General features: G+C 71.7%; 19 protein-coding genes. 15 read left to right on the forward strand and 4 right to left on the reverse strand.

Features of this window, described 5'->3' with window-relative positions:
• Window positions 1-13 precede the first annotated feature (13 nt).
• Entirely contained in the window at window positions 14-661 is a 648-nt protein-coding gene (locus LXT12_RS24275; RefSeq protein ID WP_233394887.1) for a VTT domain-containing protein, read from the reverse strand.
• A gap of 57 nt (window positions 662-718) precedes the next feature.
• On the opposite strand from LXT12_RS24275, the gene mutL reads away from it, so the two are divergent.
• From mutL to LXT12_RS24315, 8 genes are all read left to right on the forward strand, one after another.
• Window positions 719-2,554: a DNA mismatch repair endonuclease MutL gene (gene mutL / locus LXT12_RS24280; protein ID WP_233394888.1), complete on the forward strand. Its 1,836-nt coding sequence runs from the start codon at window positions 719-721 to the stop codon at window positions 2,552-2,554.
• Window positions 2,555-2,685: 131 nt separating this feature from the next.
• The gene (locus LXT12_RS27080) at window positions 2,686-3,885 is read left to right on the forward strand and encodes a pseudouridine synthase (protein WP_349255046.1); all 1,200 of its coding nucleotides are present in this window, start codon (window positions 2,686-2,688) and stop codon (window positions 3,883-3,885) included.
• Window positions 3,886-4,010: 125 nt separating this feature from the next.
• Window positions 4,011-4,934 carry a tRNA (adenosine(37)-N6)-dimethylallyltransferase MiaA gene (gene miaA / locus LXT12_RS24290; protein WP_233394943.1) on the forward strand — a complete coding sequence of 308 codons (924 nt, stop codon included), beginning with the start codon at window positions 4,011-4,013 and terminating at the stop codon, window positions 4,932-4,934.
• Window positions 4,931-5,584, forward strand: a complete 654-nt coding sequence (locus tag LXT12_RS24295) for an ABC transporter ATP-binding protein (protein WP_233394889.1) — start codon at window positions 4,931-4,933, stop codon at window positions 5,582-5,584. Before miaA ends, LXT12_RS24295 begins: the two co-directional genes overlap by 4 nt.
• A 691-nt stretch (window positions 5,585-6,275) precedes the next feature.
• The gene (locus LXT12_RS24300) at window positions 6,276-8,822 is read left to right on the forward strand and encodes an FtsX-like permease family protein (protein WP_233394890.1); all 2,547 of its coding nucleotides are present in this window, start codon (window positions 6,276-6,278) and stop codon (window positions 8,820-8,822) included.
• Complete coding sequence (locus LXT12_RS24305; RefSeq protein WP_233394891.1) at window positions 8,822-9,892, forward strand: lipocalin-like domain-containing protein; 1,071 nt, start codon at window positions 8,822-8,824, stop codon at window positions 9,890-9,892. The genes LXT12_RS24300 and LXT12_RS24305 overlap by 1 nt, the downstream gene beginning before the upstream one ends.
• A 17-nt stretch (window positions 9,893-9,909) precedes the next feature.
• On the forward strand, window positions 9,910-11,058 hold the full coding sequence (locus LXT12_RS24310; protein ID WP_233394892.1) for a DegT/DnrJ/EryC1/StrS family aminotransferase: 1,149 nt from the start codon (window positions 9,910-9,912) through the stop codon (window positions 11,056-11,058).
• Window positions 11,055-12,857 carry an ABC transporter transmembrane domain-containing protein gene (locus LXT12_RS24315; protein WP_233394893.1) on the forward strand — a complete coding sequence of 601 codons (1,803 nt, stop codon included), beginning with the start codon at window positions 11,055-11,057 and terminating at the stop codon, window positions 12,855-12,857. The genes LXT12_RS24310 and LXT12_RS24315 overlap by 4 nt, the downstream gene beginning before the upstream one ends.
• A 21-nt stretch (window positions 12,858-12,878) precedes the next feature.
• Here the strand turns inward: LXT12_RS24315 and LXT12_RS26825 are convergent, their stop codons facing one another.
• Window positions 12,879-13,202, reverse strand: coding sequence for a PIN domain-containing protein (locus tag LXT12_RS26825; RefSeq protein WP_349255047.1), 324 nt, complete (start codon window positions 13,200-13,202; stop codon window positions 12,879-12,881).
• 80 nt (window positions 13,203-13,282) lie between these two features.
• On the opposite strand from LXT12_RS26825, the gene LXT12_RS24325 reads away from it, so the two are divergent.
• The 7 genes from LXT12_RS24325 to LXT12_RS24355 all read left to right on the forward strand — a co-directional run bounded on the left by LXT12_RS24325 (window position 13,283) and on the right by LXT12_RS24355 (window position 21,743).
• Window positions 13,283-14,476, forward strand: a complete 1,194-nt coding sequence (locus tag LXT12_RS24325) for an efflux RND transporter periplasmic adaptor subunit (RefSeq protein WP_233394895.1) — start codon at window positions 13,283-13,285, stop codon at window positions 14,474-14,476.
• 18 nt (window positions 14,477-14,494) lie between these two features.
• The gene (locus tag LXT12_RS24330) at window positions 14,495-17,662 is read left to right on the forward strand and encodes an efflux RND transporter permease subunit (protein WP_233394896.1); all 3,168 of its coding nucleotides are present in this window, start codon (window positions 14,495-14,497) and stop codon (window positions 17,660-17,662) included.
• Window position 17,663: 1 nt separating this feature from the next.
• Window positions 17,664-19,121, forward strand: a complete 1,458-nt coding sequence (locus LXT12_RS24335) for an efflux transporter outer membrane subunit (RefSeq protein ID WP_233394897.1) — start codon at window positions 17,664-17,666, stop codon at window positions 19,119-19,121.
• 13 nt (window positions 19,122-19,134) lie between these two features.
• The gene (locus LXT12_RS24340; RefSeq protein WP_233394898.1) at window positions 19,135-19,737 is read left to right on the forward strand and encodes a TetR/AcrR family transcriptional regulator; all 603 of its coding nucleotides are present in this window, start codon (window positions 19,135-19,137) and stop codon (window positions 19,735-19,737) included.
• A 47-nt stretch (window positions 19,738-19,784) separates the two neighbouring features.
• Window positions 19,785-20,591: a thymidylate synthase gene (locus tag LXT12_RS24345; protein WP_233394899.1), complete on the forward strand. Its 807-nt coding sequence runs from the start codon at window positions 19,785-19,787 to the stop codon at window positions 20,589-20,591.
• Between the two features lie 73 nt (window positions 20,592-20,664).
• Entirely contained in the window at window positions 20,665-21,159 is a 495-nt protein-coding gene (locus LXT12_RS24350) for a dihydrofolate reductase (protein WP_233394900.1), read from the forward strand.
• Between the two features lie 5 nt (window positions 21,160-21,164).
• Window positions 21,165-21,743: a DUF4337 domain-containing protein gene (locus tag LXT12_RS24355; RefSeq protein ID WP_233394901.1), complete on the forward strand. Its 579-nt coding sequence runs from the start codon at window positions 21,165-21,167 to the stop codon at window positions 21,741-21,743.
• Between the two features lie 28 nt (window positions 21,744-21,771).
• On the opposite strand, the gene LXT12_RS24360 is transcribed toward LXT12_RS24355, so the two are convergent.
• Window positions 21,772-24,360: a bifunctional diguanylate cyclase/phosphodiesterase gene (locus tag LXT12_RS24360; RefSeq protein WP_233394902.1), complete on the reverse strand. Its 2,589-nt coding sequence runs from the start codon at window positions 24,358-24,360 to the stop codon at window positions 21,772-21,774.
• A 25-nt stretch (window positions 24,361-24,385) separates the two neighbouring features.
• Window positions 24,386-25,048, reverse strand: a complete 663-nt coding sequence (locus tag LXT12_RS24365) for a hypothetical protein (RefSeq protein ID WP_233394903.1) — start codon at window positions 25,046-25,048, stop codon at window positions 24,386-24,388.
• Window positions 25,049-25,089 lie beyond the last annotated feature (41 nt).

Genomic DNA, 25,089 nt, shown 5'->3' on the forward strand with positions numbered 1-25,089 from the left:
TTCGAACTGAAAGTCAGCCCGTCTGGCGCTTGAACTTGCCGCGCAGGCTCCCGCCGATGACCACGAGGCCGGGGATGAGGATCATGGCCCAGATGATCTTGTCCAGGTGGGCCTTCACCCAGGGCACGTTGCCGAAGAGGTGGCCGATGGTGGTGACGCCGCAGACCCACAGCGCGCCGCCGGCCACGTCGTAGAGGGTGAACTTGCGGCGCGTCATCTGCGCCACGCCGGCCACGAAGGGCGCGAAGGTGCGCAGGAAGGGCATGAAGCGCGCCGCCACGATGGTGATGCCGCCGTACTTCTCGTAGAAGTCGTGGGCCTTCATGAAGGCCGCCTTGTTGAAGAAGCGCGACTGCTCCCACTGGAAGACCCGCGGCCCGAAATGCCGCCCGATGGTGTAGTTGCTCTGGTTGCCCAGGATGGCCGCCAGCGTCAGCAGGCCCATGGACAGGCCCAGGTCCATCAGGCCCACGCCGCACATGGCGCCGACGACGAAGAGCAGCGAATCGCCCGGCAGGAAGGGCATCACGACGACGCCCGTCTCCACGAAGATGATCAGGAAGAGCAGCGCATAGACCCAGGCGCCGTGGGCCTGGACGAAGTCCGCCAGGTGCTGGTCGACGTGGAGGATGAAATCGAGGAGGAAATGCAGCAGGTCCATGGGGCGGGATTATCCCGGCGGCTTCATGACGGCCACCCCGCCGCGATAATCCCGCCGATGGATGTGTCCCTCCCCGAAGTCGCCCCGCCCCGCACCATCCGCGAGCTCCCTGACGAGCTGATCAGCCAGATCGCCGCCGGCGAGGTCGTCGAGCGCCCGGCCTCGGTCGTGCGCGAGCTGGTGGACAACGCGCTGGACGCCGGGGCCCGCCACATCCAGGTCAAGCTGATGGCCGGCGGCGTGCGTGCCATCGTCGTCGAGGACGACGGCTGCGGCATCCCCGTCGCCCAGCTGCCGCTGGCCCTCAAGCGCCATGCCACGAGCAAGATCGCCAGCCTCTCGGACCTCGAATCGGTGGCGACCATGGGCTTCCGGGGCGAGGCCCTGGCCGCCATCGCCTCGGTGTCCGAGATGGCCATCGCCTCCCGCACGGCCTCCGACGCGCACGCCAACCGCCTGGACGCCCGCAGCGGCGAGCTGCAGCCGGCGGCCCGCGCCCGCGGCACCAGCGTGGAGGTGCGTGAGCTCTTCTTCGCCACGCCGGCCCGCCGCAAGTTCCTCAAGACCGACGCGACCGAACTCGCCCATTGCGTGGAGGCCGTGCGCCGCCACGCCCTGGCCCGGCCGGACGTGGGCTTCGCCATCTGGCACGAGGGCAAGCTCGTCGACCAGTGGCGCCCGGCCACGCCCGAGCAGCGCATCGCCGACGTGCTGGGCGAGGACTTCATCGCCGACAGCCGCGCCTTCTCGCACAGCGCCGGGCCGCTGGCCCTGACCGGCCGCGCCGGCCTGCCCGAGGCCGCCCGTTCGCGGGCCGACCAGCAATACGTCTGGGTCAACGGCCGCTACGTTCGCGACAAGCTCATCGCCCACGCCATCCGCTCCGCCTACGAGGACGTGCTGCACGGCCAGCGCCAGCCGAGCTATGTGCTCTTCATCGAGATCGCGCCGGAGCTGGTGGACGTGAACGTGCACCCCACCAAGATCGAGGTGCGCTTCCGCGACGGCCGCGCCATCCACCAGAGCGTGCGACGCGCCTTCATCGACGCGCTCGCCGCGTCGCGCAGCGCCGAGGCCGAAGGCGTCGATTCGGCCATGGCGCCGCTGTCCTTCGCGCCGACGACGCCGGCCACGCTCTACGTCGCCGAGCCGCGGCCGGCCTACGTGGCACCCGTGCCGCCAACGGCGGAGCAGGTGCGGCTGTCCCTCGTCCAGCACGAGACGCTGTGGGAGCCCACCCGGGCCGCCACGCCCGCCCCGGCCGCATCGTCGGCGCCGCCCTCGGTCACCCTCAAGCTGCCCGACGAGGACTGGCCCCTGGGCCGGGCCATCGCGCAGATCCAGGGCGTCTACATCCTGGCCGAGAACCGCCAGGGCCTGGTCATCGTCGACATGCACGCCGCCCACGAGCGCGTCGTCTACGAGCGCCTGAAGGCCAGGCTGGGCGCCACGCAGATCGAGAGCCAGCCGCTGCTGATCCCGGTCAGCTTCGCCGCCACGGCCGAGGAGGTGGCCGCCGCCGAGCAGCACGCCGAGACGCTCGCCAGGCTGGGCCTGGACGTAGCGCCCTTGTCCAGCCGCACCCTGGCCGTGCGCTCGCGCCCGGCGCTGCTGGCCGCGAGCGACCTGGTCGCGCTGACCCGCGAGCTGCTGGCCGAGATGGCCCAGTTCGACGCCAGTTCCGTGCTCGAACGCGCCCAGCACGAGATCCTCGCCACCATGGCCTGCCATGGCGCGGTGCGCGCCAACCGCCAGCTCACGCTGGAGGAGATGAACGCCCTGCTGCGCGACATGGAAGCCACCGAACGCGCCGACCAATGCAACCACGGCCGCCCCACCTGGCGCCAGCTCGACATGCGTGAGCTGGACGCCCTTTTCCTCCGCGGACGCTGAATTGAGATTCAAACAAAGCCACAGAGGCACAGAGGCACAGAGGCCGCGGATTGACGCCCTCTCTGTGTCTCTGTGCCTCTGTGGCTGTGTTCAATCGACCCGAGCCCGCAACGGCAAGATCGACGACTGACATGGCCACGCTCACCCTCAAGAACAAGAAACCCGCCGCCAAGACCCGCACCGCGGAGGGCGAGAAACGCGCCCCGGTGCGTGGCAAGGGCGTCTCCAAACCGCGCCCGACGCTGGCCCAGGCGCAGGCCGAGCGGGCCGAGCGCGAAGAGCAGTTCCTGCAAAGCCAGCAACGGCGCGAGCGCCCCGCGCCCCTGCGCGAAGAGCACCCGGCCCGACCCAAGGCCGGCGCCTTCAAGCCCGAACGGCCGCCGGCAGGCCACCCGCCGCGTGGCGATGCGCCACCGCGAGGCCCACGCGCCCGCCCCGACGAGCGGCCCGCACCGGGCCGCCCGCCGCGCGTCGACCAGCGCCGCGTGGCCAACCGCGGCCCGGGCCTGGAGCCGCCCCAACGCCCGCAGCAGCGCCTGAACCCGGCGCGCCAGGTCGACGCCGAGGACGGTGACCGCCTGTCCAAGCGCATGAGCGAGCTGAAGATGGCCTCGCGCCGCGAGGCCGACGAGTGGATTGCCGCCGGCTGGGTCCGCGTCAACGGCAAGGTCGCCGTGCTGGGCCAGCGTGTCGTCGGCGACGTGCAGATCGACATCGACCCCGCCGCGCGCCAGGCCCAGGCCCAACTCGTGACCGTGCTGTTGCACAAGCCGATCGGTTATGTCTCCGGCCAGGCCGAGGACGGCTACGAGCCCGCCGTCGTGCTCTTCCAGCCCGAGAACCGCTGGAAGGACGACCCCTCCGGCATCAAGCCCCATCCCAACCACCACCGCCACCTCGCCCCCGCGGGCCGGCTGGACATCGACTCCACCGGACTGCTCGTGCTGACCCAGGACGGCCGCATCGCCAAGGCCCTGATCGGCGACGACTCGCTGATCGAGAAGGAGTACCTCGTGCGGGTGGAATTCGTCGGCCACGCGGTGCCGGAGGGCACCCTGCCCAATGCGGCCCTCGCACCGGAGAAGCTCGCCCTGCTCAACCACGGCCTGGAACTCGACGGCGAGCCGCTCAAGCCCGCCAAGGTGAGCTGGCAGAACGAGCAGCAGCTCCGCTTCGTGCTGCGCGAGGGCAAGAAGCGCCAGATCCGCCGCATGTGCGAGCTGGTCGGCCTCAAGGTCGTGGGCCTCAAGCGCGTGCGCATCGGCCGCATCCCGCTCGGCCACCTGCCCGTCGGACAGTGGCGTTATCTGGCGCCGTGGGAACGGTTCTGACCGCGGTCCCGGGAAAACCGGCCACTGAGACACAGAGACACAGAGAAATCGGGGAATAGACGCGTGCAACCGAGCTTCTCTGTGCCTCTGTGTCTCTGTGGCCGTGTTCGGCTGTTTTCGGCATGATGGCGCGCCCCCCCATCTGCCTGGCCGGTCCCACCGGTTGCGGCAAAACCGCGGCAGCCCTGGCCATTGCCGAGGTGCTGCCCGTCGAGATCATCAGCGTCGACTCGGCCCTGGTCTACCGCGGCATGGACATCGGCACCGCCAAGCCGAGCGCCGCCGAGCGGGCCGCCGTGCCCCACCACCTGATCGACATCCTCGACCCGACCGGCAGCTACTCGGCCGCCGAGTTCGTGCGCGACGCCAGGCGCCTGGCCGGCGAGATCGCCGCACGCGGCCGGCTGCCGCTGCTGGTGGGCGGCACCATGCTGTATTTCAAGGCGTTGTTCGACGGCCTGTCTGCCCTGCCCCAGGCCGATGCCGAGCTGCGTGCGCAGATCGACGCCGAGGCCGCGGAGCTCGGCTGGCCGGCCCTGCATGCCGAGCTGGCGCGCCTGGACCCACCCACGGCCGAACGCCTGGCGCCCAATGACAGCCAGCGCATCCAGCGGGCCCTCGAGGTCATCCGCCTCACTGGCCAGCCGCTGAGCGCCCTGCACGCCGCCTCGCGCGACGAGGGGGTCGACTGGCCGCTCTTCTCGCTGGAGCCCGCCGACCGCGGCTGGCTACACGAGCGACTGGCGCAGCGCTTCGACGCCATGCTGGCTGCGGGCCTGGTCGAAGAAGTCCGGGCCTTGCGGGCGCGCGGCGACCTCAGCCTCGCGCTGCCGTCCATGCGCTGCGTGGGCTATCGCCAGGTCTGGGAGGCGCTGGATGCCGACGACTTCACCACGCTGCGCGAGCGCGGCATCGCCGCGACGCGCCAGCTCGCCAAGCGCCAGGTCACCTGGCTGCGCAGCATGCCGCGCCGACGCGTCATCGCCTGCGACGGCCCGCAGCCGGTGCCCGAGCTGCTGGCCGGGCTGCAAAGGTTGCTGAACGCATGACGGTGCTGTCCGCCCGAGGGCTGGCCAAGAGCTATGCCGACACGCCGGTCTTCGCCGGCATCGACCTGGACCTGCAGGCCGGCGAGATCGTCGCCTTGCTGGGCGAGTCGGGCAGCGGCAAGTCGACGCTGCTGAACTGCCTGGCCGGGCTGGACGAGGCCGATGCCGGGGCCATCACGCTGGCGGGGCAGGACCTGCGCGGTCTCGACGACGAGGGCCGCTCCGCGCTGCGGCGCCGTTCGCTGGGCTTCATCTTCCAGGCCTTCCACCTGCTGCCCCACCTGAGCGTCGCCGACAACGTGGCCCTGCCCTTGCGGTTGCTCGGACAGCGCGACGACGGCCGGGTCGCGGCCATGCTCGAGGCGGTCAACCTCGCCGCACTGTCGGCACGGATGCCGCGGCAGCTCTCGGGCGGCCAGTTGCAGCGCGTGGCGATCGCCCGGGCGCTGGTGCACCGGCCCGTGCTGGTGCTGGCCGACGAGCCGACCGGCAACCTCGACGCCCGGCATGCGGCCGAGGTGCTGGAGCTGCTGAGGCGGTGCACGCACGAGGCGGGGGCGGCGTGCCTGCTGGTGACGCATTCGGAGGTGGCGGCGCAGGCGGCGGATCGGCGGCTGCGGCTGGATGCGCGCGGGTTGCACGTCGCATGACGGTGGGGAGGTGTTGCTTGCTTTTGCGTGCGGCGCCTTGGTGGCCAGGCCCATGCCGGGAATTCGCCCCGGCGGGCGACCTACTTTCTTGGGCGCCCAAGAAAGTAGGCAAAGAAACCGCCCCCGAACCGCCCGCCCCGCCGCTGCGCGGCGGGGTTCCCTGCGCTGCTCAGGCCTTGAGGGCCCGCGCAAAACTCGCTTCGCTACGCTCCGCTCAAACAGTTGCGCGGAGTCAGTTGTTGAAGCGAGCTTCGCTCGCGCCCTCAAGGCCTTGCGCTGCTCGGCGGGCTCAAAGGGGGAGTGAAGGAACAGCCGGCGCCAGCCGGCTGGCGCGTTTGGCTGTTGGCTGTTTCGGCTGTTTGGGGCCTCCCCTTCTAAACCGCCGAGAAGCGCAGAAGCCCGAGGCGCGCGCGCAGCGCGCTTCAACAACTGACTCAGCGCCACTGTCTGACCGTAGCGAACGCAGTGAGCGAAGGGAGTTTGGCGCTGGCCTCGGGCTTCGAGCATCGCAGGGCACCCACCCGCATCGCGGGTGGGCGGTTTTGCAGGGGCCGCTCTTTGCCTACTTTCTGGCGGGCCAGAAAGTAGGTCGCCCGCCGGGGCGAACTCCCGGCACGGTGCTCCGAGTCGAAAGGCTTTCAGCAAAAGCGACCCACCAGCCGCGCCAGCAAAGCACACGCGCCCTCGTCTCATGACCCTCTGGCGCCACTTCACCTGGCCCGCCTGGCGCGACCACCCCGGCCGCGTGCTGCTGGCCATCCTCGCCGTGACCCTGGGTGTGGCCCTCGCCTTCGGCGTGCACCTCCTCAACGGCGCCGCCCTGGCCGAATTCGCGCGCGCCGCCCGCGGCGTCAACGGCCAGCCCGACCTGGTGCTGCGCGCCCGCTCCGGCCCGCTCACCGATGCCGACCTCGTCGAGCTGCTGGAGCGCCCCGCCGTGGCAGCCGCCAACCCGGTGCTCGAGGCCGTGGCCCTGTGGCCCGGCCAGGCCGGGCCCGATGGCCGGGCCCTGTCCATCCGCCTCGTCGGGCTGGACCCCCTCGCCCTGCTCGCCTCGGCCGCAGGCGCCCGGCCGCTGGCCCCCGAACTCGTGCCGCAGGTGGAAGGCGGCACCGCCGAGGCCCTGGCCGCCCGAACCGTGCATCTCAACGGCGCCGCGCGCGCCCGCCTGCCCGCGGGCGCCACCACGCTCAGGCTGCGCCTGCCACAGCCCGGCAGCGGCGCCCCGCGCGACGTGGAGCTGCAGGTCGGCGGGCGCATCGCCGCCGGCAGCACGCCGCTGGGCGTGCTCGACATCGCCGATGCCCAGCTCCTGTTCGGCCGCCTCGGCAGCCTGGACCGCATCGACATCCAGCTCGCGCCCGGCATCGACGCCGCCGCCTTCACCGCCAGCCTGCCACCGCGCTGGCGCGCCGAGCCTCCCGCCGACGAGGGGGCCCGGCTGTCCGACCTGACCCGGGCCTATCGCGTCAACCTCGGCCTGCTCGCGCTGATGGCGCTCTTCACCGGCAGCTTCCTGGTCTACGCCGTGCTGTCGCTGGCCACCGCCCAGCGCCTGCCGCAGTGGGCGCTGGTGGGCGTGCTGGGGGTGTCGGCACGCATGCGCTGGCGGCTCATCCTCATCGAAGGCCTGGTGATCGGCAGCCTGGGCACCGTGCTCGGCCTGGCCCTCGGCGTGGGCCTGGCGGCGGGTGCGTTGAAGCTGCTGGGCAGCGACCTCGGCCTGCACGCGGCCGGCGGCTCGTCGGCCGACCTGCTCTTCGCCCAACCGCTGCTGATGCCTGCCGTGGTCTACGCCGGGCTGGGCCTGGCCGCGGCGCTGGTGGCCTCGCTGGCCCCGGCGCTGACCGTGCGGCGCATCGCTCCGGCCCTGGTGCTCAAGGGCCTGGGACTGCCTGCGGGGCGTACCCTGCCTGCCTGGGCCGGCCTGGGCCTGCTGGCTCTCGGCGCGGCGCTGGCGTGGGTGCCGCCGCTGTGGGGCGACACGCCGGTGGCCGCCTACCTGGCCATGCTCTGCCTGCTGGCGGGCGGGCTGGCCCTGGTGCCGGCCCTTGTGCGCGGCATGACGGCCCTGCTGGAGAGACTGCCGGCCGGCCCGCTGCTGCTGCTGGCCCGCGAGCGCAGCCGCGACCAGGCCACCGAGGCACGGCGCTCGCTGGCCGGCGTGCTCGTCGCCCTGGCGCTGGCGGTGGCGATGACGGTCATGATCGGCAGCTTCCGCGAGTCGCTGACGCGCTGGCTGGACCAGGCCCTGCCGGCCGACCTCTACGTGCGCGCCGCCCTGCGCGGGGCGGACGGCCTGCCGGCGCCACTGCAGCCGGCCGTGCTCGACGCCCTGGGCCGCCTGCCCGAGATCGCCCGCAGCGCGCCACAGCGCACCGCTCGCCTGCGGCTGCGCCCCGAGGCCGAGCCGGTGGCGCTGACGGCACGTCAGCTGGACACCGGCGGCCTGCCCTTGGTGGAACGCTGGACGGGCGCCGCAGCGGCGGACACCCTGGCCGTGTGGGTGAACGAAGCGGCCCGCGACCGCGATGGACTGGTACCGGGACGCGTGTTTACCGCCGAGCTGGTGGACGGAGACCGCCGGCTGCGCCTGCAGGTGCGCGGCGTCTGGCGCGACTACTCGCGCCAGAGCAGCGCCCTGTGGATGGACCTGGCCGACTACCGCCGTGCCAGCGGCGACACCGGCACCAGCGAGCTGGCGCTGTGGCTGGCGCCGGGCCGCAGCCTGGACGCCGCACGGGCCGCCGTGCGCCGCGTGGCCGGCGACGACGTGGAAATGGCCGCCGCGGGCGAGCTGCGCACCTTGTCGCTGCAGATCTTCGACCGCAGCTTCGCCATCACCGTCTGGCTGCAGGCCGTGGCCCTGGCGGTGGGCCTGTTCGGCGTGATCGCCAGCCAGTCGGCCCAGGCCCTCGCCCGGCGCCGCGAGTTCGGCCTGCTGCGCCACCTCGGCCTGTCGCGGCGCGAGCTGCTGCGCCTGCTCGGGCTGGAGGCCGGCCTGCAGGCCGGCGCGGGCGCCCTGGCCGGGCTGGCCCTGGGCCTGGGCCTGAGCCTGGTGCTGGTCTATGTCGTCAACCCGCAGAGCTTTCACTGGACCATGGACCTGCACCTGCCGCTGGCGCGGTTGGCCGCCCTGGTGGGCCTGGCCTTCGCCGCGGCGGTGGGCGCTTCGCTGCTGGCCGGCCGCCGCGCCCTCGGCCCCGACGCCGTGCGCGCCGTGAGGGAGGACGCCTGATGTCCGTGCGGCCCTTGCCACTGCCGTTGCCCCGCCGCGCCCTGCTGCTGGCGGCCCTGCCCCTGCCCGTGCGGGCGGCGGCGACCGAGCTGCGCTTTCCGGCCGACTTCGGCGCCCATCCCAGGCAGGCCATCGAGTGGTGGTACCTGACCGGGCTGCTGTCGGACCTGGATGGCGGGCCGCCGCGCTTCGGCTACCAGCTGACCTTCTTCCGCATCCCCGGCCCAGCCGCGGACGACCATCCCAGCGGCCTCGCGGCCCGGCAGCTGCTGCTGGGCCACGTCGCCTTGTCGGACCTCGGCGCCCGGCGCCAGCGCCACGCGCAGCGGCTGATGCGGGGCCTGCCCGGCGCCGTTTACACCACCGTGGGCGACTGCCGGGTGAAGCTGCGCGACTGGCTCCTGCAGCGGCGCGGCACCAGCTACCGCGCCGCCTTCACCGGCCCGGGCTTCAGCCTCGACCTCGAAGTGCTCACACCCCTGCCGCCGCTGCTGCAGGGTGAGGCCGGCCTCTCGCGCAAGGGGCCGCAGCCCGAGCAGTTCAGCTTCTACTACTCCCGGCCCCAGTTGACCGGCGCGGCGACGCTGGAGGTCGACGGCCGCAAGCTCGCCCTCGGCGCCAAGGGCTGGCTGGACCATGAATGGAGCGACAACGTCCTCGGCGACGCCGTCGGCTGGGACTGGCTGGGCGTCAACCTCGACGACGGCCGGGCGCTGACCCTCTTCCAACTGCGCCATGCCGACGGCCGCCGCTCTTTCGCGGGCGGCAGCCTGCGCACGCCCGGCCAGCCCGACCGCAGCTTCGCGCCGCAGGAGGTGCAGATGACGCCCCTGCGCCACTGGACCAGCCCCGCCACCGGCGCCCGCTGGCCGGTCGAATGGCGGCTGCAAAGCCCCGCGGGCGAGATGCGCCTGGCCGCCTTCTTCGACGAACAGGAGATCGACGCCCGGCGCAGCAGCGGCCTGGTCTACTGGGAGGGCGCGGCCCGGCTGTTCGACACCTCGAACCGGCCGCTCGGCGCCGGCTACCTGGAATTGACCGGGTATGTCGGCAAGCTGCCGCTCCCGTAGCCCACAATCGCCGGCCCATGGCCCCACATCCCGCACGCCAACCCACGCGGCCCACCTTCGGCTGGGACAACCTGCGCGGCGAACGCGCCGCCGGCCTACCCGCCGTCGACGACCTGCCCCACCGGCACGCCCTCACCAGCGGCCGGGCCGCGCTGTTCGCGGCGATGCGTGCGCTGGGCGTCGGCCCCGGCGACACCGTGCTGGCGCCCAGCTACCACTGCCCGACCATGATCGCGCCGCTGCGCGCGGCCGGTGCCACCGTGCAGTTCTATCCGCTGGGCCCCGACGGCCTGCCCCGGCTGGACACCATCGCCGCGGCGCCGGGCGCCAAGGCCATCGTCGTCGCCCAGCTCTTCGGCCTGCCCCGCTCGCTCGCGGCCGTGCGGGCCTGGTGCGACGCCCACGGCCTCGCCCTCGTCGAGGACTGCGCCCACAGCTTCTTCGGCCAGGCAGGCGAGCGGCCCGTCGGCCGCTGGGGCGACCTCGCCACCGCCAGCCTGACCAAGTTCTTCCCCGTGCCCGAGGGCGGCCTGCTGGCCGCCGCCGCGCCGCTGCCGGCCCAGGCCCTGCGGCCCGCGGGCGCCAAGGCCCAGGTCAAGGCCTGGGTGGATCTGCTCGAACGCGGCAGCGAGCAGTCCCGGCTCACGGGCCTGAACACACCGCTGCGCGCCCTGTTCCGGCTGAAGAACGGGCCGCCGCGACCTGCCTCGGGCGGTGCGCCGGTGGAGCTCGACGAGGCCGGCTTCATGGCCGACTGCGACCTCGCTCGCATCGAGAGCGCGCCGACCGCCCTGGCCCGGCGCCTCTTCGCCGGCCTGCCGCGCGGGCGCATCGTGGCGCGCCGCCGCGCCCACTACGAGGCCCTGCACCGGCTGACGCAGGCCCTGCCCGGCGCGCGCCCCCTCCTCGGCCCGCTGCCCGCCCAGGCCGCGCCCTACGCGATGCCGCTGTGGCTGGACGACCCCGAACCCGCCTACGCCGCCCTGCGCGCCGCCGGCTGCGCCGTCTTCCGCTGGGACCGTGTCTGGCCCGGCGTGCCGCGTTTCGACGACGACCACGGCGCGCGTTGGCGCCACCACGTGCTGCAGTTGCTCTGCCAACAGGACCTGACCGAGCCCATGCTCGCCCGCACCGCCGAGGTGCTGACCCGAACGCTGACCCGATGAGCTCCACCTCCGACCGCCCCGCCTCCAAGCAGGCCCGCTCGCTCAGCGGCCTGCTGCCCTTCCTGCGGCCCTACCGCGTCCAGATCGGCCTGGCCCTGGTGATGCTGGTGCTCGCCGCCCTGGCGACGCTGGCCTTCCCCATCGCGCTGCGCGGCCTCATCGACGCCGGCTTCGGCGCCAGCAACCCCGGCGAGCGGCTGATGGCCCTGCGCGAGCACTTCCTCGCCATGTTCGGCGTGGGCGCGGCCCTCGGGGTGTTCTCGGCTTCGCGCTTCTACATGGTGACCTGGCTGGGCGAACGCGTGACCGCCGACCTGCGCAACGCCGTCTACACCCACGTGCTGCGGCAGAGCCCCGAGTTCTTCGAGACCACGCAGACCGGTGAGGTGCTGTCGCGTATCACGACGGACACCACCGTCGTGCAGACCGTCGTCGGCTCCAGCCTTTCCATGGGCCTGCGCAACACGGTGATGGGCGTGGGCGCCCTGGTGATGCTCGTCGTCACCAACCCCTACGTGATGGGCCAGGTGCTGGGCATCCTGGTGCTCATCGTCGCGCCGGCCCTGTACTTCGGCCGCCGCGTGCGCAAGCTCTCGCGCGCCAGCCAGGACCGCGTCGCCGACACCTCGGCCATCGCCGCCGAGGTGCTGAACGCCGTCACCGTCGTGCAGAGCTACACCCAGGAGGGCGCCGAGGCGCGGCGCTTCGCCGCCGCGAGCGAAGCCGCCTTCGACACGGCCCGCAAGCGCACCAAGGTCCGCAGCTTCCTGGTGGCCTTCATCATCACGGCCGTCTTCGGCGCCATGCTCTGGGGCCTGTACCAAGGCACCCAGGCCGTCATCGCCGGCAAGATCACCGCGGGCCACCTGGGCCAGACCGTCGTCTACGTGACCCTGTTGGTCAGCTCGGTGGCGGTGCTCGCGGAAGTGTGGGGCGACGTGCTGCGCGCCGCCGGCGCCACCGAGCGCCTCGTCGAGCTGATGGAGGCCCGCTCGCCCGTGGCCGACCCGCCGACGCCCCAGGCCCTGCCCCTGCCTTCGGGCGGCAGCCGCGTCGAGTTCGACGCCATCCGCTTCCACTACCCCTCGCGCCCGCTGACGGCGGCACTGGACGGCATCTCGCTGACCGTCGAACCCGGCGAGACCGTCGCCCTGGTGGGGCCCAGCGGCGCGGGCAAGACGACGCTCTTCCAGCTGCTTCTGCGCTTCTACGACCCGCAGAGCGGCCAGATCCGACTGAACGGCCTGCCCACGCAGAGCCTCAGCCTGGCCGACCTGCGCGCCAGCGTCGGCCTGGTGCCGCAGGACAGCGTCATCTTCTCGACGACGGCGCTGGAGAACATCCGCTACGGCCGCCCGAATGCCAGCGACGAGGAGGTCATGGCCGCCGCCCGCGCCGCCTTCGCCGACGACTTCATCCGCGCCCTGCCCGAGGGCTACCAGAGCTTCCTCGGCGAGCGCGGCGTGCGCCTGTCGGGCGGCCAGCGCCAGCGCATCAGCATCGCCCGCGCCATGCTCAAGAACCCGCCGCTGCTGCTGCTCGACGAGGCGACGAGCGCGCTGGACGCGGAAAGCGAACGCGTCGTCCAGGCGGCATTGGAGGCGGCGATGCAGCACCGCACGACGCTGGTCATTGCCCACCGCCTGGCCACCATTCAGAAGGCCGACCGCATCGTCGTGCTGGAAGCGGGCCGCATCGTCGACATCGGCCGCCACGAGGAGCTGGTGGCACGCGGCGGGCTGTATGCGAGGTTGGCGGCGATGCAGTTCGGGCTGGAGAACGAGGGCGTGACGGGCTGAGGGGCGCGACGCGCCAAGCCCTCAGAGGTTCAGGAAGGGATCGAACACCTCCATCCCCAACGCCTTGAAGTCCGCCACGTTGCGCGTGGCGACGGTCAGGCCATGCACCTGGACGGTGGCCGCAATCATGGCGTCCTCGTACAGGATGTCGGACTTCCGGTGCATCAGACGGGCCCAGGCCCGGAACGCCGAGGCGTCCATGGGCAGGACGTCCAAGGGAACGTCAAGGCAGACGGCGCAACCGCGCATTCGGTCACAGACCGCGCCTGAATAGCCGACCGCGACTGAATGGTTATTCACTTTCTCCTTGCCTTGGCTCTGTCGATAAATAGAATGAACGATCATTCACTTTTCAAAACGTTCGACGGTGCCCGCGCCTGACCGGCCGCGACGCCCGCCGGTCCACCGTCCTCCCGGAGCGCCTCATGCCCACATCGCCTGCAACCCTTCCCCCGCCTTCGGCGCCGGCCCGCTGGCCCCTCCTCGCCACCCTGGCCTTGTCGCTCACTGCCGCCGCCGTCCTGACGGCCTGCGGACCTGCCGACGCCCAGGGCGGGCCGCCGGCGCAGGGCCCGGCGCCGGTGGGTGTCGTCAAGCTCCAGCCGCAGCGCGTGGACTTGAATGCCGAACTCGCCGGCCGCACGGTGGCCACCCAGGTGGCCGAGGTGAGGCCGCAGGTCACCGGCCTCGTCAAGGCCCGCGCATTCACCGAGGGCAGCGAGGTCAAGGCCGGCCAATTGCTCTACCAGATCGACCCCGCCAGCTACCAGGCCGCGCTCGACAGCGCAAAGGCGACGCTCGCCAAGGCCGAGGCCAATGCGACGACGGCGCGCCTCAAGGCCGGCCGCTACGTGGAACTGGCCGGCATCGACGCCGTCAGCAAGCAGCTGAGCGACGACGCCCAGGCCGCGCTCAAGCAGGCGCAGGCCGACGTGGAGGCCGCCCGGGCCGCCGTGCGCACCGCCCAGATCGACCTCGACCGCACCCGCGTGACGGCGCCGGTGGCCGGCCGCATCGGCCGCTCGGCGGTCACGCCCGGCGCCCTGGTCACCGCCAACCAGGCGACCGCCCTGGCCACGGTGCAGCAGCTCGACCCCATCTACGTGGACGTGACCCAGACCAGCGCCGAGCTGCTGCGCCTGCAGCGCCAGCTGGCCGACGGCACGCTGCAACGCGACGCCGCCGGCCAGGCGCGGGTGAAGCTGCTGCTGGAGGACGGCAGCAGCTACCCGCTGGAAGGCCGGCTGCAGTTCTCCGAGGTGCAGGTGGACCCGGGCAGCGGCAGCGTCACGCTGCGCGCCCAGTTCCCCAATCCGAAGCGGCAGTTGCTGCCGGGCATGTATGTGCGCGCCCAGGTGCAGACCGGTACCCAGGCCCAGGCCCTGCTCGTGCCGCAAGCGGCCGTCTCGCGCGATGCCCGCGGCAACGCCACGGCCTTGGTGCTGAAGGACGGCAAGGTCGAAGCCCGCCTGCTGCAGACCGCCGGCGTCGTGCAGGGCCAATGGCTGGTGACCGGCGGCCTGGCCGCTGGCGAGCAGCTCATCGTCGACGGCCTGCAGCGCCTGCGCCCCGGCATGCCGGCCCAGGCCGTGCCGGCCAGCGCCGCGGCGGCCCGCTGATCGGGAAGGAGCCCACCCATGTCACGCTTCTTCATCGACCGCCCCATCTTCGCGTGGGTGCTGGCCATCGTCGTCATGCTGGCCGGCGTGCTGTCCATCCGCGCGCTGCCGGTGTCGCAGTACCCCAGCATCGCGCCGCCGCAGGTCAGCATCAACGCGCGCTACCCGGGCGCCTCGGCCAAGACGCTGGAAGACACGGTCACCCAGGTCATCGAGCAGAAGCTCAAGGGCCTGGACGGCATGACCTACATGTCCTCCACGTCGGACTCGCAGGGCAACGCCACCATCACCGTCACCTTCAACGCCGGCACCAATCCCGACATCGCCCAGGTGCAGGTGCAGAACAAGCTGCAGGCGGCCACGCCGCTGCTGCCGCAGGAGGTGCAGCGCCAGGGCGTCACGGTCACCAAGTCGACCATCAACTTCCTGCTCGTGCTGGGCTTCGTGTCGGAGGACGGCAAGCTCTCGCAGGTGGACCTGGCGGACTACGTCTCGTCCAACGTGCTGGACCCGCTCAGCCGCGTCGACGGCGTGGGCGAGGTGCAGCTCTTCGGCGCGCAGTACGCCATGCGCATCTGGCTGAACCCGACCCAGCTGGCCCAGTACGGCCTGACGCCGGACGACGTCTCCGCCGCCATCCAGGCGCAGAACGCCCAGGTCTCGGCCGGCCAGCTCGGTGCGGCGCCGGCCGCTGCCGGCCAGCAGCTCAACGCCACCGTCACGGCGCAGTCGCGGCTGCAGACGGCCGAGCAGTTCCGCGAGATCGTGCTCAAGACCCAGGCGAGCGGTGCCACCGTGCACCTGCGCGACGTGGCCCGCGTGGAGCTGGGCGCGGAGAACTACGCCACCGTCTCCCGCTACAACGGCAAGCCCGCCGCCGGCGTGGCCGTCAAGCTCGCCACCGGCGCCAACGCCCTGGCCACGGCCAAGGCCGTCGAGGCCGAGGTCAAGCGCCTGGAGGGCTTCATGCCGGCCGGCATGAAGGCGGTGCTGCCCTATGACAGCACGCCCTTCGTGCAGGTGTCCATCGAGGAGGTGGTGAAGACGCTGGCCGAGGCCGTCGTGCTGGTCTTCCTGGTGATGTACCTCTTCCTGCAGAACTTCCGCGCGACGCTGATCCCGACCATCGCCGTGCCGGTGGTGCTGCTGGGCACCTTCGGCGTCATGGCCGCGGCGGGCTTCTCCATCAACACGCTGACCATGTTCGGCCTGGTGCTGGCCATCGGCCTGCTGGTGGACGACGCCATCGTGGTGGTGGAGAACGTCGAGCGCGTGATGACCGAGGAGGGCCTGCCGCCCAAGGAGGCCACGCGCAAGTCCATGGGCCAGATCAGCGGCGCCCTCGTGGGCATCGCCCTGGTGCTGTCGGCGGTGTTCGTGCCCATGGCCTTCTTCGGCGGGTCGACGGGCGTCATCTACCGCCAGTTCTCCATCACCATCGTGTCGGCGATGGTGCTGTCGGTGCTGGTGGCCATGGTGCTGACGCCGGCCTTGTGCGCCACGCTGCTCAAGCCGGCTGGATCTGGCCATGAGGGCCCCGCCACGCACGGCTTCTTCGGCGCCTTCAACCGCCGCTTCGAGGCCCTGACCGGCGGCTACGAAGGCCTGGTGGCGCGCATGCTGCGCCGCTGGGGCCGCCAGCTCGTCGTCTACGGCCTCATCGTGGCCGGCATGGCGGTGCTCTTCCTGCGCCTGCCCACGGCCTTCCTGCCCGAGGAGGACCAGGGCATCCTGTTCTCGCAGATCCAGCTGCCCGCCGGCGCCACCCAGGGCCGCACCCTGGAGGTCGTGCAACGCGTGGAAGACCACTTCCTGAACAACGAGAAGGCGAACGTGGAGTCCGTCTTCGCCGTGACCGGCTTCAGCTTCGCCGGCCAGGGCGAGAACATGGCCATCTCCTTCGTGAAGATGAAGGACTGGTCCGAGCGCAAGGGACGCGACCAGTCCGTGCAGGCCGTCGCCGGCCGGGCCATGGGCCGCTTCATGCAGTTCCGCGACGCCATGGCCTTCGCCTTCGCTCCGCCGGCCGTGCTGGAGCTGGGCAATGCCAACGGCTTCGACGCCTACCTGCAGGACCAGGCCGGCGTGGGCCGCGAGACGCTGATGGCCGCGCGCAACCAATTCCTCGGCATGGCTTCGCAGGACCCGCGCCTGATGGCCGTTCGCCCCAACGGCCTGGAAGACGCCCCGCAGCTGCGCCTGGACATCGACACCGCCAAGGCCGGCGCCCTGGGCCTGTCGGTGACCGACATCAACAGCCTGCTCTCCACCGCCTGGGGCGGCAGTTATGTCAACGACTTCATCGACCGCGGCCGCGTGAAGAAGGTCTATCTGCAGGCTGACGCGCCCTTCCGCATGCAGCCCGCCGACCTCGACAGCTGGCGGGTGCGCAACGCCTCGGGCCAGATGGTGCCCTTCCCTGCCTTCGGCACCGCGCGATGGGAGCTGGGCTCGCCCCGCCTGGAGCGCTACAACGGCCTGCCCGCGGTGGAGCTGCTGGGCCAGCCGGCACCGGGCCTCAGTTCGGGCGCGGCCATGCAGGCCGTGCAGGAGATTGCCGCAAAGCTGCCGCCCGGCGTGGGCCTGAGCTGGACGGGCCTGAGCTACCAGGAGCGCCTCACCGGCGGCCAGGCGCCCATGCTGTATGCGCTGTCGCTGCTGGTGGTCTTCCTGTGCCTGGCGGCGCTGTACGAGAGCTGGTCGGTGCCCGTGGCGGTGATGCTCGTCGTGCCGCTCGGCGTCATCGGCGCCCTGCTGGCGGCCATGGGCCGCGGCCTGGCCAACGACGTGTATTTCCAGGTCGGCCTGCTGACCACCATCGGGCTGTCCGCCAAGAACGCCATCCTCATCGTGGAGTTCGCCAAGGCACAGATGGAGGCCGGCAAGGACGCCGTCGCCGCCACGCTGGAGGCGGTGCGCCTGCGACTGCGGCCCATCCTGATGACCTCGCTCGCCTTCGGCCTGGGCGTGCTGCCGCTGGCCCTGGCCCATGGCGCCGGCTCAGGCAGCCAGAACGCCATCGGCACCGGCGTGCTGGGCGGCGTGGTCTCCGCCACGGTGCTGGGCCTGCTGTTCGTGCCGGTCTTCTTCGTCGTCGTGCGGCGCTTCTTCCCGGGCCGCCCGGCCGCTCCCGTTGCAACCCCGCCGCAGGGCATGACGCCCGCGGCTTCCCCGGAGGGCCTCTGACATGCGCCCCACGCTGAACTTCTTCCTGCCCACGCTGCTGACCGTGAGCCTGGCCCTGGCCGGCTGCATGTCGCTGGCCCCCGCTCACGAGCGCCCTGCCGCCCCGGTGGCCACTGACTGGCATGCGCCGGCAGCCGGCAGCACCGACGCCAAGGCCGCTGCCGACCTCGGCTGGCGCGAGTTCATCACCGACGCGCGGCTGCGCGAGGTCATCGAGCTCGCCCTGACCCAGAACCGCGACCTGCGCGTGGCCCTGCTGAACGTGCAGCGCGCCCAGGCCCAGTACGGCGTGCAGCGGTCCGAGCAGCTGCCCAACGTCTCGGCCAGCGGCGGCCAGACGGCCCAGCGCGCGCCCGCCGGCCTCAGCGCCACCGGCCAGCCGGCCATCAGCCGGCAGTACACGGCCACCCTCGGCGTGAGCGCCTTCGAGCTGGACCTCTTCGGCCGCGTGAAGAGCCTGAGCGACGCGGCCCTGCAGCAGGTCCTCGCCACCGAAGAGGGGCGGCGCAGCACGCAGCTCAGCCTCGTCGCCCAGGTCGCCGCCGGCTGGCTGACCGTGGCCGCCGACCAGGAGCGCCTGCAACTGACCGAGCAGACGCTCAAGGCCCGCGAGGACAGCCTGCGCCTCACGCAGCGCCTGCAGGCGGGAGGCGTGTCCTCGACGCTGGACCTGCGCCAAGCCGAGATCGCCGTCGAGCAGGCCCGCACCGACCTGGCCACCTTGACGCGGCAACTCGCCGGTGACCGAAACGCGCTGGAGCTGCTCGTCGGCGCGCCGCTGCAGGCCCGCCACTGGCCCGTGGCAGCAAGCGCCGACGCGGCGACCCTGACGACCGAGCTGCCCGCCGGCCTGCCCTCGGAAGTGCTGCTGCAAAGGCCCGACGTGCAGCAGGCCGAACACAGCCTGCAGGCGGCCGAGGCGCAGATCGGCGCGGCGCGCGCCGCCTTCTTCCCGCGCATCAGCCTGACGGCCAGCGCCGGCAGCGCCAGCCCCGCGCTGGACGGCCTCTTCCGCAACGGAACCGGCCTGTGGAGCTTCATGCCGCAGCTCAGCCTGCCGATCTTCGACGCCGGTCGCAACCGCGCGCAGCTCAAGACGGCGCAGGTGGACCGCGACATCGCCGTGGCCCAGTACGAGAAGGCCATCCAGGGCGCCTTCCGCGAGGTGGCCGACGGCCTGGCCGAACGGGCGACGCTCGTCCAGCAGGGCCAGGCCCAGCGGCGGCTGGTCTCGCACAGCGCCGACGCGCTGCGGCTGGCGGAGGCACGCTTCCGTGCCGGCGTGGACGACCGCCTGGCCACGCTGGACGCCCAGCGCTCCCTCTACGCCGCCCAGCAGGGCCTGGTGCAGGTGCAACTGGCGCAGCAGCTCAACCGCGTGACGCTGTACAAGGCCCTCGGCGGAGGCGCACTGGCCGACGCGGATGCAGCTTCCGCACCGCGACAATCGGGAGGCTGAACTCACGCCCGCCATGACCACCGCCCCCACCGAACGCGCCCAGGCCCGCCGCCAGCAGGTGCTGGACGCCGCCTCCGATGCCTTCCGCCGCCGCGGCTTCCACGCCGCCAGCATGGCCGAGATCGCCAAGCTGGCCGGCATGAGCCCGGGCCACATCTACAACCTGTTCGAGAACAAGGACGAAATCATCGCGGCCATCGTCGAGCGCGACTGCGAGGAGATCGTGCGGCGCATCGCCGAGCTGCAGCAGGAGGGTGATGTCCTGCAGTCCATGCTGGGCCAGACGGAAGTGGCCATCGACGAGTCCACACAGATCGCCGACGCCGCCCTGGAGCTGGAGGTTCTGGCCGAGGCCAGCCGCAACCCCAGGCTGGCCGCGGTGATGCACGCCAACGAGGCGGTAGTCAACGCCAAGGCCCAGGGCCTCATCCGCCAGTCGCTGGGCGCGGCGGCGGACGAACTGCCCGCCGCGGAGATCGAGGGCCGGGCCCTGCTGCTGGCGGCGCTGTTCAACGGCCTGACCGTCATGAGCGTGCGCCAGCCCAACCTGGGCTCCCGCGCGGGCGACATCGCGCCGGTGATGCGCCGGGTGCTGCGGGTGCTGTTGGCACCCTGAGGACACGCCCGGCCGGGCGGGCGGCCAGTCGACGGAGAATGCGGGCCATGAGCACGCCTCCCCGTCAGTACGAAGACTTCATGCGCCATGTGTTCGAGCATGGCGTGCAGAAAAGCGACCGCACAGGCACCGGCACGCGCAGCGTGTTCGGCCACCAGATGCGCTTCGACCTCGCCGCCGGCTTCCCGCTGGTGACCACCAAGAAGGTCCACCTCAAGTCCATCATCCTGGAGCTGCTGTGGTTCCTGCGCGGCGACGGCAACGTCAGGTGGCTGCAGGAGCGCGGCGTGACGATCTGGGACGAGTGGGCACGGCCCGACGGCGACCTCGGCCCCGTCTACGGCGTGCAGTGGCGCAGCTGGCCCACGCCCGACGGGGGCCACATCGACCAGATCGCCGAGGTGGTCAAGCAGCTCAAGACCAACCCCGACAGCCGCCGCATCATCGTCAGCGCCTGGAACGTGGCCGACCTGCCCAGGATGGCCTTGATGCCCTGCCACGCCTTCTTCCAGTTCTACGTGGCGGACGGCAAGCTTAGCTGCCAGCTCTATCAGCGCAGTGCCGACATCTTCCTCGGCGTGCCCTTCAACATCGCCTCCTACGCCCTGTTGACGATGATGCTGGCCCAGCAGTGCGACCTGCAGCTCGGCGACTTCATCTGGACGGGCGGCGACTGCCACATCTACGACAACCACGTCGAACAGGTACAGACCCAGCTCGCCCGCGAGCCGCGGCCCTACCCGACGATGACGATCAAGCGCCGCCCCGCCAGCCTCTTCGACTACGAGTTCGAGGACTTCGAGCTGAGCGGCTACGACCCCCACCCCGCCATCAAGGCGCCGGTCGCCGTATGAGCGCAGCGCAGGGCCGCCTCAAGCAAGCTCGCTCCCGCTTGGCGGGACGGGCCGCAGGACCCAGGGTGCACCCATGAGCCAAATCACGCTGGTCGCCGCCGTCGCCCGCGACGGCGCCATCGGACGCGACAACGCCCTGCTCTGGCGCATCCCCGAGGACATGGCCCGCTTCAAGGCGCTGACGGCCGGCAAGCCCGTCGTCATGGGGCGGCGCACCTGGGATTCAATACCGGCCAGGTTCCGCCCGCTGCCCGGCCGGCGCAATCTCGTCATCAGCCGCAGCCTGCGGGAACTTCCAGGGGCCGAAGTGTTCCCAAGCCTGGACGACGCCCTGGCCGCCTGCGCGGCGGAGCCCGAGGTCTGCGTCATCGGCGGCAGCGAGATCTATGCCCTGGCCCTGCCCCGCGCCGACCGGCTGGCGCTGACGGAAGTGGATGTCGTCTGCCCCGATGCGGACCGCCATTTCCCTGCCTGGCCTCGCGACCGCTTCACCGAGGCCGCGCGCAGCGCCCATGCCAGCGCGGACGGCCAGCGCTTCGAATTTGTTGATTACCTTCGCAAGGAGTGACTTTCATGTCCGGACACGGTTTCCACGTCCACGGCCCGCACGACCACGAGCTGGAGCATGCGGCCCAGCATGAGCCCAAGGGCTTCGCCGGCCAGCTGGCCGTCATCACCGCCGTGCTGGCCACCGTTGGCGCCTTCTTCTCCTACATGGGCGGTGCGACCCAGGCCAATGCCGGCATCCTGAAGAACGACGCGGCCATCAAGAAGACCGAGGCCAGCAACCAGTGGAACTACTACCAGGCCAAGAGCAGCAAGCAGAGCCTGGCCGAGCTGGCCGTCGAGCTCGCCCCGGCAGAGGAACAGAAGGCCCGCTACCGCGACAAGGTGGCCCGCTACGAGAAGGAGAAGGCCGACATCAAGGCCCAGGCCGAAAAGCTGGAGGAAGAGGCCAAGCACTTCGACGAGCAGAGCGAAGCCCAGCTGCACATGCATCACCGCTGGGCCCAGGCGACGACCGCCCTGCAGGTCTCCATCGCCCTGGCGGCCATCGCCCTGCTGACCAAGCGCCGCTGGATGGAGTGGGCCACGGTGGGCGTCGGCGGCGTGGGCGTGGTGCTCGGCGCCCTGGCCTGGATGCACATCTGACGGCGCTGCCGCGAGCGTTCGGCCGGGCTCAGCCGGCGGGGGCGGTCGCGGCCTCGCGCGCCGCCTCCATCAGCAACACCTCGAACTCCGCCGCGGGCATGGGCTTGTAGAACAGATAGCCCTGGCCGAACTGGCAGCCCTCGTTTTCGAGGAAGGCGAACTGGGCCGGCGTCTCGATGCCCTCGGCCGTCACCAGGAAGCCCAGGCTGCGGCTCATGGAGATGATGGCGCGCACGATGGCCGCGTCGTTGGCTTCGTCGGGCAGGTCGCGGACGAAGGCGCGGTCGATCTTGAGGTGGTTCACCGGCAGGGTCTTGAGATAGGCCAGCGAGGAATAGCCGGTGCCGAAGTCGTCGATGGCGATGGACAGGCCCAGGGCCCGGATGCCGTTGAGCGTCGTGCGGGCCCGCTCTGCATCAGCCATGAAGACGCTCTCGGTCACCTCGATCTCCAGTGCCGACGGCGGCACCCTCGTATCGGCCAGGATGCCCTGCAGCTCGCTGGCGAGGTCGCCGCGCTCGATCTGCGGCGTGGCGACGTTGATGCTGAGCTTGCCGAAGGGAAGGCCCGCCGCATGCCAGCGGTCGGCGTGGGCGACGGTCTGGCGGATCACCGTGTCGCCCAGCTTGTGGATGAGGGAGGACCGCTCCGCCAACGGGATGAACTCAACGGGCGAGATGAGGCCGCGCTCGGGGTCGCGCCAGCGCACCAGGCCCTCGGCGCCGATGATGCGGCGGGTACGCATGTCGACGCGCGGCTGGAACCAGACCTCGAAGTGCCCCATGTCCAGGCCCTGGCGCATGCGCTGCTCCAGCAGCAGGCGGTCGCGCACGGCCCGCGTCATCTCCCAGCGGTAGAAGCGGTAGGTGCTGCGTCCGCCTTCCTTGGCGGCGTACATGGCGGCATCGGCATTGCGGGTGAGCAGCACCTCGTCGGCCCCGTCCTCAGGGCAGCAGGCGATGCCGATGCTGACCGAGACGTGGACGAGGATGTCGTCCACGTTGAAGGGCACCTGCAGGTCGCTGATGATGCGGGAGGCGGCTTCGACGACGGTGTCGCGGCTGTCCAGGCCGGTCAGGATGACGGCGAACTCGTCGCCGCCCAGGCGGGCGACGGTGTCGCGGGCGCGCACGCAGCCGAGCAGGCGGCTGGCAATGTCGCGAAGCAGGCGGTCGCCGACGTGGTGGCCGAAGCTGTCGTTGACGCTCTTGAAGCCGTCGATGTCGAGCAGCAGCAGCGCGCAGAAGGAGTCGCGCGTGGCGGCGCCGATGTCCTGCACGAGGCGCCTGCGGAACAGCAGCCGGTTGGGGAGGGCCGTGAGGATGTCGAAATGCGCGAGCCGGTCGAGTTCCTGCTCGGTCTGCTTGATGGCCGAGATGTCCGAACAGACGGCGACGTAGCGCTCGGCGGCGCCGTTGCCGGACGCGACGGCGTTGATGGTCACCCAGGTGGGGTAGCGCTCGCCGCTCTTGCGCAGGTTGACGATCTCGCCCCGCCACCTGCCGGCGCCGCTCAGCGAGGCGACGATGCCCTGGGCATTGCCGCCGTCGCCCTGATGCGGATCGAGAAAGGGAAGGACCGCGCCGACGACCTCGGACTCGGCGTAGCCCGAGATGTCGGTGAAGGCCGCGTTCACGGACATGACGCGGAATGCCGAGTCCATGATGACGATGGCTTCGCTGCTGCTCGAAAAGGCCGCACCGGCGATCTTGAGCCCCTCTTCCGCCGTCTTGCGCACCTGCACCTCCTCGTGCAGGGCGGCGTTCTGGCGATCGCTGCGGCGCAGCGAAGCGCCGAGCAGGGCCAGCATGCCCGCCATGAGGGCCCCGCCGAAGAGGCCGAAGTACAGGAAGGGCGAGGCCCCGAGAGAGGTGCGCGGCCAGCCGTTGGCCGGGATGGCGCCGAGCTGCCAGCTGCCGCCGGGAACCTGCACGTCGGACAGCACAGGCTCGCGCTCGAACACGCTGGCATCGCCACCGATCAGCTCGCCGGTGGGCTTGCGCAGCCCCACCTGCAGCACCGCTCCCGCGCCCACCCCCGAAGCCTGGGTGATGGAGTCGATGTGGGTGATGACGCCGAGGATGCCCCAGTAGGTGGCGTCGTCGTGGATGTAGACGGGGATGCGGAAGATGAGCGCCCGCCCGCCTTCCACGAGCTGGATGGGGCCGGCAAGGACAGGGATGCGTTGCAGCCTGGCCTTGATCACGTCATCGACCTCGTCGTAATGGTCGGCATAGCGCAGGCCGATGGCGGCCTCGTTGCCGGCCAGCGGATACACCGAGGAAATGACGTCCTGGGGCGCAAGGGTGATCGAGCGGATGTGGTGGTTCACGAGGATGGTCTTGCGGGCCAGGGTCTCGAAGACGGCCGGCTCGAACTTGCCGTCCTGCGTTTCCAGCCAGTTCGACAGCCCGACGGTCAGGCTGGACGTGGCCTCGACGATGCCCTCCAGGCGGGTGCGAACGACGGACAGCTCGGTGGCCACCTTGGCCCGTTGCTCGGCGTCCTGGCGCTTTTGCTGCAGGTCGGCGACGAGGAGGCCGGCCAGCAGGCACAGCAGGCCCGCGGGCAAGGCCATCGCGAAGGCGATGCGGTGCAGCTTCAGGGTCGGGGTCATGGATGCTCCAAAGGGGCGCCGGCGGTCAGCCATCGGTGCGGACTTCGAGCCGCGTGCCCAGTTGCAGGGCGGACCGGCTCCAGCCGCGCGGCGACGCCGCCAGCGTGGCCTGTACGCCTTCAGGCACGCCGGCCACCGTGACCTGGGCGACGGCGAAGCGGCCGGCCCCGGCCCGGTCGTCGGGCGTGATGCGGATGGAGACGTCGGCCGACGGGCTGCCTTCGAGTTCGCGCAGCACGCGGGTCAGCGCCTCGCAGAGACGGTAGAGGGCCTGCGGCGCGAGGTCGGGCACCTGGGCGTCCAGGTGCAGGGCGTCGCTGCGCCGGCCGTGCAGCCACCGGCTCAGGCGCCAGTAGCTCGACACCTGGTTCACGAGGGCGTTCTGCCCGGGCCGCCGCTGCAGTTCGTGAGAGGCCCGGAGGTAGTCGGCCATCTCGGCGACGCCGTCCTGGACGTGCTCGTTGGCGTTCAGCGCCATGACGACACGATTGAGGACGTTCATGACGAGGTGCAGTTCCAGCAGCAGCCCGCTGCCCGCAACGTCGGCTGGCGCCGCCTCGGCCGCCGTGGCCGCGGGGTCGGCCGTTGCGGGGCCGCCGGCGCGGCGCCGGCCCAGCAGGGAGGCGCAGGCAAAGCCGCCGGCAAAGCTCACCAAGCCGACAGTCAAGGCCATGAGGCTGGGGTCCATTCGAATCCTCCCGGAAGTCGTTCAGTCGTGAGGGCGTCCCG

The organism is Pelomonas caseinilytica (assembly GCF_021353235.1).
Classification (GTDB): Bacteria; Pseudomonadota; Gammaproteobacteria; order Burkholderiales; family Burkholderiaceae_C; genus Pelomonas; species Pelomonas caseinilytica.